Annotated in this window: 12 protein-coding genes; 5 read left to right on the top strand and 7 right to left on the bottom strand. The window is 67.0% G+C overall.

Going from position 1 to position 13,665, the window contains the following annotated elements; translation table 11 throughout:
• Window positions 1–22: 22 nt before the first annotated feature.
• Window positions 23–1,993 carry a monovalent cation:proton antiporter family protein gene (locus tag CDA09_RS04230; protein WP_121427475.1) on the bottom strand — a complete coding sequence of 657 codons (1,971 nt, stop codon included), beginning with the start codon at window positions 1,991–1,993 and terminating at the stop codon, window positions 23–25.
• 117 nt (window positions 1,994–2,110) lie between these two features.
• Here CDA09_RS04230 and CDA09_RS04225 point away from each other — a divergent pair, with 117 nt between their 5' ends.
• The 5 genes from CDA09_RS04225 (at window position 2,111) to CDA09_RS04205 (ending at window position 5,993) form a co-directional block, all read left to right on the top strand.
• A complete protein-coding gene (locus CDA09_RS04225) occupies window positions 2,111–3,106 on the top strand; it encodes a KpsF/GutQ family sugar-phosphate isomerase (protein WP_121427474.1) in 996 nt (331 codons plus the stop codon).
• A 55-nt stretch (window positions 3,107–3,161) separates the two neighbouring features.
• Window positions 3,162–3,737: an LPS export ABC transporter periplasmic protein LptC gene (gene lptC / locus CDA09_RS04220; protein WP_121427473.1), complete on the top strand. Its 576-nt coding sequence runs from the start codon at window positions 3,162–3,164 to the stop codon at window positions 3,735–3,737.
• Between the two features lie 5 nt (window positions 3,738–3,742).
• Window positions 3,743–4,288 (top strand): lipopolysaccharide transport periplasmic protein LptA, encoded by a 546-nt coding sequence (gene lptA, locus CDA09_RS04215; protein ID WP_121427472.1) that lies wholly within the window; start codon window positions 3,743–3,745, stop codon window positions 4,286–4,288.
• A gap of 29 nt (window positions 4,289–4,317) precedes the next feature.
• Entirely contained in the window at window positions 4,318–5,094 is a 777-nt protein-coding gene (locus CDA09_RS04210) for an enoyl-CoA hydratase (protein ID WP_121427471.1), read from the top strand.
• A 332-nt stretch (window positions 5,095–5,426) separates the two neighbouring features.
• Complete coding sequence (locus CDA09_RS04205; protein ID WP_121427470.1) at window positions 5,427–5,993, top strand: phasin family protein; 567 nt, start codon at window positions 5,427–5,429, stop codon at window positions 5,991–5,993.
• A gap of 223 nt (window positions 5,994–6,216) precedes the next feature.
• On the opposite strand, the gene CDA09_RS04200 is transcribed toward CDA09_RS04205, so the two are convergent.
• From CDA09_RS04200 to glyQ, 6 genes are all read right to left on the bottom strand, one after another.
• Complete coding sequence (locus CDA09_RS04200; RefSeq protein WP_121427469.1) at window positions 6,217–7,434, bottom strand: PilT/PilU family type 4a pilus ATPase; 1,218 nt, start codon at window positions 7,432–7,434, stop codon at window positions 6,217–6,219.
• Window positions 7,435–7,524: 90 nt separating this feature from the next.
• Complete coding sequence (locus tag CDA09_RS04195) at window positions 7,525–9,234, bottom strand: sensor histidine kinase (protein WP_286164374.1); 1,710 nt, start codon at window positions 9,232–9,234, stop codon at window positions 7,525–7,527.
• An 84-nt stretch (window positions 9,235–9,318) separates the two neighbouring features.
• Window positions 9,319–10,089 carry a lysophospholipid acyltransferase family protein gene (locus CDA09_RS04190; RefSeq protein ID WP_121427467.1) on the bottom strand — a complete coding sequence of 257 codons (771 nt, stop codon included), beginning with the start codon at window positions 10,087–10,089 and terminating at the stop codon, window positions 9,319–9,321.
• A gap of 8 nt (window positions 10,090–10,097) precedes the next feature.
• On the bottom strand, window positions 10,098–10,637 hold the full coding sequence (gmhB, locus tag CDA09_RS04185; protein WP_121427466.1) for a D-glycero-beta-D-manno-heptose 1,7-bisphosphate 7-phosphatase: 540 nt from the start codon (window positions 10,635–10,637) through the stop codon (window positions 10,098–10,100).
• Window positions 10,638–10,649: 12 nt separating this feature from the next.
• Window positions 10,650–12,740, bottom strand: a complete 2,091-nt coding sequence (gene glyS / locus CDA09_RS04180; RefSeq protein WP_121427465.1) for a glycine--tRNA ligase subunit beta — start codon at window positions 12,738–12,740, stop codon at window positions 10,650–10,652.
• The gene (glyQ, locus tag CDA09_RS04175) at window positions 12,737–13,660 is read right to left on the bottom strand and encodes a glycine--tRNA ligase subunit alpha (RefSeq protein WP_121427464.1); all 924 of its coding nucleotides are present in this window, start codon (window positions 13,658–13,660) and stop codon (window positions 12,737–12,739) included. The genes glyS and glyQ overlap by 4 nt, the downstream gene beginning before the upstream one ends.
• Between the last annotated feature and the right edge of the window lie 5 nt (window positions 13,661–13,665).

Here is a 13,665-nt window from a genome sequence, read left to right as displayed (position 1 = left end):
CAGGCCTCGACGCCGCCGCGCCTCATTTTCCCCGCAACAGCCGGCCTTCGGCCTTATCGAGATCGGCGGGCACGCCCATGAGCACGACCACGTCGCCTGCCTGCATCAGCGTATCGGCTCCGGGCGCGAGGCCGCGGATGTTGCGCCGGCGCACTGCCGAAACGCTCACCCCGAACTCGTCGAGCGCCATCGCCCCCAGCGTGCGGCCGACCGCGTGCGCGCCGGCCGGGAGCGTCACGGGGTGCAGCCGCACCTGGCGCGCCTCGGGGCCGTCGGCCGCATCCGTGGTGCCGTGGAAGAACCCGCGCATGAGCGCGTAGCGCCGGTTGCGCACGTCGCGGATACGCCGTACGACGCGGTTGAGCGGCACCCCGATCAGCGCGAGCGCATGCGACGCGAGCATGATGCTGCCCTCGAACGCCTCCGGCACGACTTCGGCGGCACCGGCCTGCGACAGGCGGTCCATGTCCTTCTCGTCGGCGGCACGCGTGACGACGGGCAGATCCGGCCGCAGCGCGAGTGCGCGATGCAGCACGCGCAAGGCCGCCTCGACCTCGCCGAAGGCGATCACCAGCGCGCTCGCGCGCATGATTCCCGCGGCCATCAGGATCTCGTGGCGCGACGCATCGCCATAGACCACCGTGTCGCCGGCCGCGGCGGCCTCGCGCACGCGCTCGGGGTCGAGATCCAGCGCGACATAGCTGACGCTCTCCTGCTCCAGGAAGCGCGCCATGTACTGCCCGCTGCGGCCGTAGCCGCAAATGATGATGTGCTTGCTGGTGCTCATCGACTGCGCTGCGACGCGGGTCAGCTCCATCGAGCGCAGCAGCCACTCGGAGGCGACGAAACGCATCACGATCCGGTCGCTCGCCTGCACGACCAGCGGCGCAAGCAGCATCGACACGACCAGCGCCGCAACCGTGGTCTGCAGCAGCGCGGGCGGCATCAGGCCGAGACCGTCGATCTGCGACACCAGCACGAAACCGAACTCCCCCCCGGCGCACAGCCACAGGCCGGTGCGCAGCGCCGTCCCCGCCGATGCGCCGAAAGCGCGGGAAGCCGCGAACACGATCGCGCATTTCACCACCAGCAGCGCGACGACCATGCCCAGCACTGCGAACAGATGCTCCGCAATCACATGCGCATCGAGGAACATGCCGACCGTGACGAAGAACAGGCCCAACAGCACGTCACGGAAAGGCTTGATGTCCTCCTCGACCTGGTAGCGGAACTCCGTCTCCGAGATCAGCATGCCGGCGAGAAAGGCGCCGAGCGCGAGCGACAGGCCGACCAGCTGCGACAGCCACGCCAGCCCGAGCGTGATCAGCAACACGTTGAGCATGAAAAGCTCGCCCGAACGGCGCCGCGCCACCACCGTGAACCACGCGCGCATCAGCCGCTGGCCGAAACCGAGCACCAGAACCAGCAGCAGGACAGCCTTCAGCGCCGCGAACCCGAGCGTCTCCGCCAGCGCATCGGCCGGCTGTGACAAGGCCGGGATCAGGATCAGCAAGGGCACGACGGCGATGTCCTGGAACAACAGCACGCCCATGGTCTCGCGCCCGTGCTTGCTGTCGAGTTCCATGCGATCGGAAAGCAGCTTGGACAGGATCGCGGTCGACGACATCGCCAGCGTGCTGCCCAGCGCGAGTCCCTCCCCCCAGCCGAGGCCGAAGAGGCGCCCGACCGGCATCACCAGCGCGATGCACCCGAGCACCTGCGCGGCGCCAAGCCCGAACACCGTCCGCTTCATCGCGACGAGGCGCGGCAACGAGAACTCCAGCCCGATCGAGAACATCAGGAACACGACGCCGAATTCGGCAAGATGGCTCGCGCCGTCCGACGCCGGCACGAGTTTCAGCGCATGCGGCCCGACCCCCGCGCCGACCAGCAGGTAGCCGAGCACCGCCGGCAGGTTGAGGCTGCGGAAGATCGCCACCGTAACGACCGCTGCGGCCAGCAACAGGAGAACCAACTCCAGGGTATTGGGCATCGAGCTCCGCGTTGTGCATCGGGTTCGGCGGACCCGCTTCGGGTATACTCGTCCGCCTTGGTGCGCTGCAACGTCGCGCAACGCTCTACAAAAGAAAGTGTAACCGTTCCGAACACCATGAACCCACCCCAGCCCAAATCCGCTCGCGAAGCCGGTGCCATCGCCCTGGCGCGGCGCGTGCTCCGCATCGAGGCCGACGCGGTCACGGCGCTGGCCGAGCGCCTCGGCAGCGAGTTCGAGCAGGCGGTGGACCTGATCCTGCAGCGCCGCGGCCGCGTCATCGTCACCGGCATCGGCAAATCGGGACACGTGGGACGCAAACTCGCGGCGACGCTCGCGAGCACCGGCACCCCGGCCTACTTTGTGCACGCGGCCGAGGCCGCGCACGGCGACCTCGGGATGATCACGCCGGAAGACATCGTGATCGCGCTGTCGAACTCGGGTGCGAGCGAGGAAGTGCTGACCATCGTGCCGCTGGTCAAGCGCCGTGGCGCGAAGCTGGTTTCGATCACCGGCCGGCCCGACTCGCCGCTCGCGCGGGAAGCCGATGTGCATCTGGACGCCGCCGTCGCCGAGGAAGCCTGCCCGCTGAACCTCGCCCCCACCGCCAGCACGACCGCCGCCCTCGCGCTGGGCGACGCACTCGCGGTGGCGCTGCTCGATGCGCGCGGCTTCGGCGCCGACGACTTCGCCCGTTCGCACCCCGGCGGCAGCCTCGGCCGTCGCCTCCTCACCCACGTCAGTGACGTGATGCGCCCGAACGAGCACGTGCCGCAGGTCGCCGCACCCGCTTCGATGATGGCCGCGCTGCTCGAGATGTCGCGCGGCGGCATGGGCATGACCGCCGTGGTCGCCGCCGACGGCCGGCCGATCGGCATCTTCACCGACGGCGACTTGCGCCGGGCGCTGGAGCGCGGCTGCGATGCGCGCAGCGCGACGATCGCCGAAGTGATGACGCGCAATCCCCGCAGCATCGGCCCCGACGCCCTCGCGGCGGCCGCCGCCGAGATGATGGAACGCGAGCGCATCAGCCAGTTGCTGGTGGTGGATGCGCAGGGGGCGCTCGCGGGTGCACTGACCACCCATGACCTCATGCGGGCGAAGGTGATCTGATGCGCAGCCTCCGCCCCGCCCGCACTCTCGCCCTGCGCGCACCGACGCCCCGGCCGTGAAACCGTCCATCCAGCAACTCTACCCCCTGCTCGGGGTGATCATCGTGGCGGGAGCCTCGCTCTGGCTGGAGCGCATCACGACCGAGGCGGAGGTTCGCCTGTCGGCGGAGGCGCGCACGGCCCCGGACTTCGTCGCCAAGCAGACCCGGCTGATCGCCTTCGACCACGCCGGCCGCCAGCACTACGAACTGCTGGCGGACAAGATCACGCACCACCCGCAAACGGACGTCACGACGCTCGAACTTCCGCGCCTGCACTACGAACTCAACGGACGGGAGCTGTATCTCAGCGCCGCCCAGGGTGAAGTTCTCCGGCGGGGCGACGAAGTGCATCTCGCCGGCGACGTGCGCGGCCGACGCAGCGCGGCTCCGGATCGCCCGGAAATGACCCTCGCGACCGCGTCGCTCACCGTCTGGCCCGATGACGAACGCGCCGAAACCAACGATCCCGTCGTGATCACGCAGGGCGCGAGCACGGCGCGCGGAAACGGCATGAAGTCCGACAACATCTTCGGCACCCTGGAACTCATCGGCAACGCGCGCGTGCTTATCCCGCGCACCACCCGGAACTGACCACGATGCGCACCTCACATTCCGCCGCGCTGGCGCTCGCCCTCACCCTGACCTCGCTGCCGGCGTTCGCCGAGCGGGCCGACCGCAACCAGCCCGTCAATATCGAAGCGAACCGCGTCACCGTCGACGATCGCAACAAGGTGCACGTGTTCGAGGGCGACGCCGTGCTGACCCAGGGCACGCTCGTCATCACCGGGGCCAAGGTCGTCGTGACCCAGAGCGCCGACGGCTTCCAGTCGGGCGTGGCGACCGGCAGCGACAAACACCTCGCGACCTTTCGCCAGAAACGCGAGGGCAGCAACGAGTACGTCGAGGGCGAGGCCGAGCGCATCGAGTACGACAGCCGTGCCGAGCGCGCCCGCCTGTTCAACCAGGCGCACGTCAAATCCGGCACCGACGAGGTGCGGGGCCCCTATATCGAATACGACTCACTGAGCGAGAACTATCTCGTCACGACCCCGCCCGGCAAGACCGAGACCCGCACGACCGGCGACGGGCGCGTGCGCGCGGTGATCCAGCCCAAGAATGCCGGCACCGAGAAGACCAACTGACCGTTTGTACCTGACACGGAGGAGACAGCATGGAGTACAGCAACATCATCGTCGAGACGCGCGGACGGGTCGGGCTCATCACCCTCAACCGCCCCAAGGCGCTGAACGCCCTCAACGACCAGCTGATCGATGAGGTCGGCCACGCGCTGAACGGGTTCGAGAAGGACGAGAACGTCGGCGCGATCGTCATCACCGGGTCGGAAAAGGCCTTCGCGGCCGGGGCCGACATCGGCGCGATGGCGACTTACTCGCACATGGACGCCTACAAAGGCGACTACATCACGCGCAACTGGGAGCGCCTCAAGGCCTGCCGCAAACCCATCATCGCAGCCGTTGCCGGCTTTGCGCTGGGCGGCGGATGCGAACTCGCGATGATGTGCGACATGATCTTCGCAGCCGACACCGCGAAATTCGGCCAGCCCGAGATCAAGCTCGGCGTCCTGCCCGGCGCCGGCGGCACCCAGCGGCTGCCGCGCGCGATCGGCAAGGCCAAGGCCATGGACATGTGCCTCACCGCGCGCATGATCGACGCCACCGAAGCCGAGCGCGCCGGCCTGGTCGCACGCGTCGTGCCGGCCGAGCGCCTGATCGATGAAGCCATCGAAGCGGCCACGGTCATCGCCGGCTTCTCGCTGCCGGTGGTCATGATGATCAAGGAATCGGTCAATCGCGCCTTCGAAAGCAGCCTCAACGAAGGTCTGCTGTTCGAACGCCGCACGTTCCACTCGGCCTTCGGCCTCGAAGACCAGAAGGAAGGCATGGCCGCCTTCGTCGAGAAGCGCAAGCCCGTCTTCAAGCATCGCTGATGCGTTTTGCGCCGCCACAAATCCGTGGCGGCGTTTCCCTCCCCATGTAATTTTCGCGTAATCTTCGCAGCGCATGCTGCAAAGCGCCATTGATGCCATTGGCACAGGCACAACGCCTACCCTTTGTCATTTGTTTCAAATTGAAACGAAATAAAAACAGGGGTATAGCGAAACTACCTGTATATCAGTACGCCGCAAGAATTTTTTTGTGCGACGCACAAATTGCGGTTGACACGAGGTAGTTCGGGCCTATAATCGAGTATATGTTGCGACGCACCATGCACATCGCGGTTGCGAAGCAAACTATCCACCGTAACCGTCATCATCTGGAGATGAATATGTTTGCTACCCCCGAGCAGTTCGCAGCCGCCAACAAGGCCAACGTCGAGAGCCTGCTGACCCTGGCCAACAATGCGTTCGCCAGCGCCGAGCGTTTCGCCGCCCTGAACCTGAACACCGCCCGCTCGATCCTCGAAGACGGCCTGGCCAACTCCAAGGCCCTGCTCGGCGCCAAGGACGCCCAGGAATTCCTGGGCCTGCAGGCTTCGCTGGTCCAGCCGCTGGTCGAGAAGGCCGTGGCCTACAACCGCAGCGTCTATGAAATCGCTTCGCAAGGCCAGGAAGAAGTGTCGAAACTGGTCGAAGCCCAGATCGCCGAACTGAACAAGTCGCTGGCTGCCGCCCTCGACAAGGCTGCCAAGTCGGCCCCGGCCGGTTCGGACGTCGCGGTTGCCGCCGTCAAATCGGCCATCGCCGCCGCCAACAGCGCCTACGACAGCGTCAGCAAGGCTGCCAAGCAGGTCGCCGAGATCGCCGAGGCGAACGTCGCTGCCGCGACCAACGCCACCGTCAAGGCCGTGAGCGCCAGCGCCAAGGCCTCGCCGAAGAAGGCGGCCTGATCGCCCTCCGACAGGATTGACGACGTGCCCTGCTGAAATGGGCACTTCGGGCAAAACGGAAAGCCCCGCAGAGCAATCTGCGGGGCTTTTTGCGTTTCGGGCCGACGCCATCGGTCCTTGTCACCCGGCCCCGCAAAAACCGCTCGGGCCGGGCCCGATGCCGCATCGAGACCCCGGATGGCTCCCGCCCTTCGACCGGTTCGGGAGCGAACGCAGGTGTATGCTACTTCACTGCCGCGCTCATGCCCGGCGCAGCGGCAGCGCCCTCCGCCTCCGCGTCTTCCTCCTTCTCCTCCTCGATCGACAGGCTCAGTTCCGTCTCCGCGGAGGTCTTCGGCTGGCCGCGCTCGGCCTTCAGCTTGATCTGCAGGCGCAACTCGTTGGTCGAGTCGGCATTGCGGATGGCCTCCTCGTAGCTGACGAAGCCAGCGTCGTAGAGATCGAACAGCGCCTGGTCGAAGGTGCGCATGCCCAGCTCGCGCGATTTGGCCATGATCTCCTTGATCGACTGGAATTGTCCCTTGAAGATCATTTCGGAGATCGTCGGCGTGTTGAGCAGGATCTCGATGGCCGCTTTGCGCCCCTTGCCGTCCTCGGTGCGGATCAGGCGCTGCGAGACGATGGCGCGCAGGTTGGACGAAAGATCCATCAGCAGCTGGTTGCGGCGCTCCTCGGGAAAGAAGTTCACGATCCTGTCGATGGTCTGGTTCGCGTTGTTCGCATGCAGGGTGCCAAGACACAGGTGGCCGGTCTCGGCAAAGGCGATCGCGTGCTCCATCGTCTCGCGGTCACGGATCTCGCCGATCAGGATCACGTCGGGAGCCTGGCGCAGCGTGTTTTTCAGCGCGTGCTCCCAGGAATGCGTGTCGACGCCGACTTCGCGATGCGTGACGAGACACTGCTTGTTACGATGCACGTATTCGACCGGATCCTCGACCGTGATGATGTGGCCCGGCGCCGAGCTGTTGCGGTGGTCGATCATCGCCGCCAGCGTCGTCGACTTGCCCGACCCGGTGCCGCCCACGACCAGCACGAGGCCGCGCTTGGTCATGATGATCTCCTTGAGCACCTCGGGCAGGCCGAGCTTGGCCAGCGTGGGGATTTCGGAGGCGATGGTGCGGATGACCATCCCGGCGTGCTGCTGCTGGACGAAGACATTCACGCGGAAGCGGCACACGCCCGGGATCGAGATCGCGAAATTGCACTCCATCTCGGCCTCGAACTCGGCGCGCTGGCGATCGTTCATCAGGCTCATCGCCAGCGAGCGCGTGATGTCGGGAGTCAGGCGCTGCTGGCTGAGCGCCTTCATCGTGCCATGCGCCTTCACGCTGGGCGGGAAGTCGACCGAGATGAACAGGTCGGATCCCTCCATCTGGTGCATCGCGTTGAGCAGCCGGTGCATGTAGCTGCGGGCTTCTTCCACACCCAGGGCGGACGACATAAGGCTTCCTTCAGGGGGCAGACCCGGCACGCGCTCGCGGGGCGACCCGATTCAAGATGAAAACGGAATTTTAGAGTATCGGCAGCGAAATCAGGACGCGGGCGCGCCCGGCGCTTCAGCCGGCAGGGCGATCTCGTAATGCGAGCGCTCGCGCGTGACACGGCCGCCCATGCTCTGGACTCGCCTTCTCACGACGTCGAAACGGCTGTCCTCGAAGCGGGCGTGCTCGCGGCACACGCCCGGATAGGCTTTGCACTCGCTGGTGATGCGGATCAGGATTTCCGCGTCGCTGCCCATCGTTTCGACCACGATGACACCGCCTTTCCCGCCGGGTCCGGCGGGGCACTCGGTGCAGGCCTGCAGCAGGTTCATCAGCACTTCGTTGAGATAGTCCGGAATCACCGACAGCGCAGGCAGGTCCTCGCCGGCCTTGAGCTCGAGCCGGATCGCGCGGAACCTCCGGTCGAAGCCAAGGAAATCGAGCACGGCCTTGACCAGCTGGTTGACGTCGACGAGCTCGCGCGATTCGCGCCGTGCCGCGGCGAACTCCGAGATCTGCCGCGTCATCCCGGCGATGCGCCGGGTCTGCTCGAGGATCTGCGCCGGCTTGCAGGCGTCGCAGCCGGTCCTGCCCTTGTGCAGCTGCATCTCCTGCGCGAGCATCGAAATCGTCGCGAGCGGGTTGCCGACTTCGTGGGACACGTTCGCCGCCATCGTCGCCAGCGCGGCCATCTTCTCGTGATGCCAGCGCTCCTCGCGCTCCATCGCCCGCTCCTGGGCGTCCGCCTGCGAGTCGATGATGCGCTGCCCGATGCGCACGATCCCCAGCAGCACGGCGTAAAGCGCCGCCAGCGTACCGCAGACGATCAGCAGGAAAGCATCCGAACTGTCACCGACCTTGCGCTGGTTCCCGGCCATCGCACCTTCCAGCGCCTGTTGATTTGCCGCTGCGAGCTCGCCGACTTCGGCCGACACGTTCTTGATGCGCTCGAGGAAGGAGGTGACGTCCGAGTAGATCTCGAACACGCCAATGACGCGGTCGCTGCCGCGCTCACGCACGGGAATGTAGCTCGAGATCAGGTCGCGGTTCTCGACTACGCCCTCGAAGGCGCTGAAACGCTCGCGGTGTGTCATCTCGCTTGCCGGCGTGCCCGACACGGCGCTCTTCCAACCACTGTTGTCGGCCTTGTCCTCGCCGATCTGGGCGTGCTCCGACGAGTAGATCGTGATGCCGCGCAGATCGAAGACCTTGATCTTGAAGACACTGCTCGCGCGCATCGTCGCGTAGGCCTCGGCGTCGAGTTCGGCAAAACCCGGCAGCCCCATGAGCGTACGGCCCAGTTCCGCAAAGCAGGCACGGCGCAAATCGGGCCCTGTAGCCCCCGTCTCGGCCACCGGCAGGTTGCGGCAGGGTGCGATGGAGATGGTTTGCGCCCGCGCGACCAACGGTGCGATGTGGGAATCCCACAACACGTTGCTGACCACGCGCGTCAGCGTGACATGGCCGGCCTCGTGCAGGGAGATCAGGCTCGCGCGAGCCGCCTGATCCTGCCTCGCGGCAAGGTTGGTCTGGGCCCGGGCGAAGAAATTGCCCTGTTCGCGCTGGACTTGTGAAAAGAAGACGACCTCGGCGCGCTGGAGGGAGAACAGCACGCCCCCGACGATCACGAACGCGGCGAGGCTGGCGAGCGTGAAATAGCGCATCAGGCGGAACTGTCCGGCGGCGGCACGCTTCTGCGGCCCGGCGGCACGCTTCTGCGGCCCGGCGGCATCCGGCGAAGGCCTGCCGCGGCGATCCATCACCTGCATCCTGCCCCCACCTCCCCTTTTCCCTTCCTGCCCTGCCCGCCAACCCGGGCTGCGGGACAACCGCAACCGCGGGACTCAGTCCGCCTTTTCGACCTCGCCTGAAACCGGGCCGGCCGCGGCGCGTCCGCTCCGGTAGTGGTGCGGGAACAGGCGGTGCATCTCGCCTTCGATCCATGCGGCGGAGCGACGATTCACCTCCGCCGCATCCAGGCCGGCCGGGTCGATCGCGGGACCGATGCTGACGGTGATCTCGCCCGGATACTTGAGGAACGCATTGCGCCCCCAGAATTCTCCGGCATTATGCGCCACGGGTACGACCGGCGCACCTGCCTGCTGCGCGAGGGCCGCCCCGCCGGCCTTGTAGCGGCGTTTCGCGCCGGGCGCGGTGCGGGTGCCTTCCGGGAACACGGCGACCCAATACCCCTCCGACAGGCGGGCGCTGCCCTGCTCGACGACCTGCGCGAGCGCATCCTTGCCGGCGGCGCGGTCGATCGCGATGCCGGGAATCGACGCGAGGCCCCAGCCGAAGAAGGGCACCTTGAGGAGTTCGCGCTTGAGGACGAAACACAGCGGCGGGAAGATCACCTGCAAGGCCATCGTCTCCCACGCGGACTGATGCTTGGAGAGGATCACGGAGGGCACGGAGGGGATGTTCTCGCGCCCGATGACCTTGTAGCGGATGCCCAGGATGCGCGGGATGAACCACATCATCAGCGGCGCCCAGGCCGTGACGATGCGGTGGCGCGTGCGCGGCGACAGGGGGAAGGCGAGGATGCCGCCCAGCGCGAACGGCGGCGTGAAGATCGCGAGGATGACGGCAAACAGCAGGGAGCGCAGGACGACCACGATATCCTTCAGGCGGTGAGATCGGCGACGACGGCCGCGAGATCGGGGTAGATGAGCGTGCCCTCCGGCAGCGCGGGATCGTCGCGCGTCTTTGCGCCCTTGCCGGTGAGGACCAGATAGGGCTTGCAGCCGACCGCGACGCCGGCCTGCAGGTCGCGCAGGCTGTCGCCGACCGCCGGCACGCGATCGAGGCTCACGTTGAAACGCTCCGCGATCTGCAGGAACAGGCCCGGTTTGGGCTTGCGGCAGTCGCAGGTCGAATCGGCCGAATGCGGGCAGAAGAAGATCGCGTCGAGCCGGCCGCCGACCTGGGCGAGGCTTTTCACCATCTTCTCGTTGATCGCGTTGAGCGTGTCCATGCCGAAGAGCCCGCGCCCGACGCCCGACTGGTTCGACGCGACGACCACGCGCCAGCCCCACTGGTTGAGGCGCGCGATCGCTTCGAGCGAACCGGGGATCGGCTTCCACTCGTCGGGCGACTTGATGAACTGTTCGGAGTCGTAGTTGATGACGCCGTCGCGGTCCAGGATGATCAGCTTGTTCGGCATGATCGGCTCCCGTCAGGCGGCGGACAGGCGCGACAGGTCGGCGACCTGGTTCATCAGACCGGCGAGCTGGCGCAGAAGGGCCAGTCGGTTCTGGCGCGTGAGCGGCTCCTCGGCCATCACCATGACTTCGTCGAAAAAGGTATCGACCGCCGCGCGCAGGCCCGCGAGCACGCACAACGCGTCGGTGTAGTCCTCGTTCGCCATGTGCGAGCGCACGAGCGGCGCGACGTCGACGACCCGATGGAAGAGCGCCTTCTCGGCTTCTTCCTGCAGCAGCGCAACGTCCGGTTCGGGCAGTTCGCCTTCGACCTTCTTCAGGATGTTGATGATGCGCTTGTTGGCGGCGGCGAGCGCTTCGGCTTCGGGCAGGGCGCGGAAAATGCGCACGGCGTCAAGCTTGGCAGGAATGCGGTCCATGCGCATCGGGCGCAGCGCCAGCACGGCATCGATGACGTCACCCGCGTGGCCGCCATCGCGCAGCAGGTTCTTCAGGCGCTCGAACATGAAGTCGAGGAGCTGGGCTTCGAAACCGGCGGCCGTCAGCAGGCCGGGCTTGAAACCGGCCGCGGCGTCAGCGACGAGCTCGGCGAGATCGAGCGGCAGCGGCGTCTCGATCAGGATGCGCAGCACGCCGAGGGCGGCGCGGCGCAGGCCGAAGGGGTCCCTGTCACCGGTCGGAAGCTGGCCGATGCCGAAGAAGCCGACGAGCGCGTCGAGCTTGTCGGCGAGCGCGACCGCGCAGGCGACGTTGCCCACCGGCAGCGCGTCGCCGGCGAAGCGCGGCTGGTAGTGCGACTGGATCGCATCGGCCACGACTTCGCCTTCCTGGTCGTTGAGCGCGTAGTAGCGGCCCATGATGCCTTGCAGCTCGGGGAACTCGCCGACCATGTCGGTGACGAGGTCGGCCTTGGCGAGGCGCGCGGCGCGCGCGGCGGCGGTCGCATCACCATGCAGGCGGGTGGCGATCGCGGTGGCGAGGCGTTCGAGGCGTTCGACGCGCTCCAACTGGCTGCCGAGCTTGTTGTGATAGACGACGGGTGCGAGGCGCGGCAGGCGGCTGTCGAGGGTGTGCTTGCGGTCCTGCTCGAAGAAGAAGCGCGCGTCCGAGAGGCGCGGGCGCACGACGCGCTGGTTGCCCGCGATGATGTTCGCCGGGTTCGCGAGATGCATGTTCGAGACGATCAGGAAGCGGTTGCGCAGCTTGCCGGCGGCGTCGAACAGCGGGAAGTACTTCTGGTTCGCGCGCATCGTCAGGATCAGGCATTCCTGCGGCACGGCGAGGAATTCGGCCTCGAATTCGCCGACGTAGACGGTGGGGTGTTCGACGAGCGCGGTGACCTCATCCAGCAGGTCGGCGTATTCGCCCAGGCTCGCGCCTTCACGCGCGGCAGCCGCGAGGAGCTGGCGTTCGATGTCGGCGCGGCGCTCGGCGAAGTGCGGGATCACCTTGCCTTCGGCGAGCAGCGTCGGCTCGTAGGCTTCGGCGGTCGCGAGCGCGATGTCGCCGCGGCTCATGAAGCGGTGGCCGCGGGTGACGCGGTCGGAGTCGAGGTCGAGCACGCGGCCCGGGACGACGCGTTCGCCGTGCAGCATCGAGAGCTTATGCACGGGGCGCACGAACTGCGCGTCGCCCGCGCCCCAGCGCATCAGCTTGGGGATAGGCAGCGCCTTGACGGCGTCCTGGACGATCGCCGCGAGCACCGTGTCCAGCGTCGCACCGGCTTCGTTACGGGTGTAGAAGAGAGCTTCGGCCTTGCCGTCCAGGCGGCGCTCGAAGCTCGCCACGGCGTCGGCCGAAATGCCCTTGGCTTCGAGCTTCTTCAGCAGCGCCGGGGTCGGGCGGCCTTCGGCGTCGAGCGCGACCTGCACCGGCATGATCTTTTCGGTGACTTCGCGCGCGGGGGCGGCAGCGCGCACGTGCGGCACGGTGATCGCGATGCGGCGCGGGGCGGCGAACCAGCGGAAACCCCGGTCCTCGGCGAGGAGGTCGCGGGCCTTGAGGCCGTCGAAGATCTTCGCGGCGAAGGTTTCGCCGAGGCGCGGCAGGGCCTTGGGCGGGAGCTCTTCGGTCAGCAGTTCGACAAGCAGGGAGGCGGTCATCATGCGGCCTCCGTCTTGGTTGCAGCGGTGTTGAGCATCGGGAAGCCCAGGCTCTCGCGGGAGTCGTAATAGGCCTGCGCGACGGCGCGCGACAGGTTGCGGATGCGGCCGATGTAGGCGGCGCGCTCGGTGACGGAAATCGCGCCACGCGCATCGAGCATGTTGAAGCTGTGCGCGGCCTTCAGGACCAGTTCGTAGGCGGGCAGCGCGAGGCCGATCTCGATCATGCGCTTGGCTTCGGATTCGTAGTTGCCGAAGAGCGAGAAGAAGAAGTCGACGTTGGCGTGCTCGAAGTTGTAGGTCGATTGCTCGACTTCGTTCTGGTGGTAGACGTCGCCGTAAGTGACTTTGCGGCCGTCCGGATAGACCGCCCAGACGAGGTCATAGACGTTCTCGACGCCTTGCAGGTACATCGCGAGGCGCTCGAGGCCGTAGGTGATCTCGCCGAGCACCGGCTTGCAGTCGAGGCCGCCGACCTGCTGAAAATAGGTGAACTGCGTGACTTCCATGCCGTCGAGCCACACTTCCCAGCCGAGGCCCCAGGCGCCGAGCGTGGGGTTTTCCCAGTCGTCCTCGACGAAGCGCACGTCGTGCGCATTGGTGTCGATGCCGAGCGCGCGCAGCGAGTCGAGGTAGAGCTCCTGGATGTTCAGCGGCGAGGGCTTGAGCACGACCTGGAACTGGTAGTAGTGCTGCAGGCGGTTGGGGTTCTCGCCGTAGCGGCCGTCCTTGGGGCGGCGCGAGGGCTGCACGTAGGCGGCGTTCCACGGCTCGGGGCCGATCGCGCGCAGGAAGGTCGCGGTGTGCGAGGTGCCGGCGCCGACTTCGAGGTCGTAGGGCTGCAGCAGCACGCAGCCGCGATCGCCCCAGAATTGCTGGAGCGTCAGGATGACTTGCTGGAAGGTGGGTTTTTGCAGGGACATGGTCT

It is taken from the genome of Azoarcus sp. DN11 (assembly GCF_003628555.1).
Lineage (GTDB): Bacteria > Pseudomonadota > Gammaproteobacteria > Burkholderiales > Rhodocyclaceae > Aromatoleum.
Note: the sequence above shows the minus strand (reverse complement) of the source record. Positions and strands in the feature narration are given on the sequence as shown.

Bases quoted from the DNA above. Each gene is read 5' to 3' on its own strand.
- CDA09_RS04230 (WP_121427475.1), bottom strand. From the start codon at position 1,993: ATGCCCAATACCCTGGAGTTGGTTCTCCTGTTGCTGGCCGCAGCGGTC.
- CDA09_RS04225 (WP_121427474.1), top strand. From the start codon at position 2,111: ATGAACCCACCCCAGCCCAAATCCGCTCGCGAAGCCGGTGCCATCGCC.
- lptA (WP_121427472.1), top strand. From the start codon at position 3,743: ATGCGCACCTCACATTCCGCCGCGCTGGCGCTCGCCCTCACCCTGACC.
- CDA09_RS04210 (WP_121427471.1), top strand. From the start codon at position 4,318: ATGGAGTACAGCAACATCATCGTCGAGACGCGCGGACGGGTCGGGCTC.
- CDA09_RS04205 (WP_121427470.1), top strand. From the start codon at position 5,427: ATGAATATGTTTGCTACCCCCGAGCAGTTCGCAGCCGCCAACAAGGCC.
- CDA09_RS04200 (WP_121427469.1), bottom strand. From the start codon at position 7,434: ATGTCGTCCGCCCTGGGTGTGGAAGAAGCCCGCAGCTACATGCACCGG.
- CDA09_RS04195 (WP_286164374.1), bottom strand. From the start codon at position 9,234: ATGGATCGCCGCGGCAGGCCTTCGCCGGATGCCGCCGGGCCGCAGAAG.
- gmhB (WP_121427466.1), bottom strand. From the start codon at position 10,637: ATGCCGAACAAGCTGATCATCCTGGACCGCGACGGCGTCATCAACTAC.
- glyS (WP_121427465.1), bottom strand. From the start codon at position 12,740: ATGATGACCGCCTCCCTGCTTGTCGAACTGCTGACCGAAGAGCTCCCG.
- glyQ (WP_121427464.1), bottom strand. From the start codon at position 13,660: ATGTCCCTGCAAAAACCCACCTTCCAGCAAGTCATCCTGACGCTCCAG.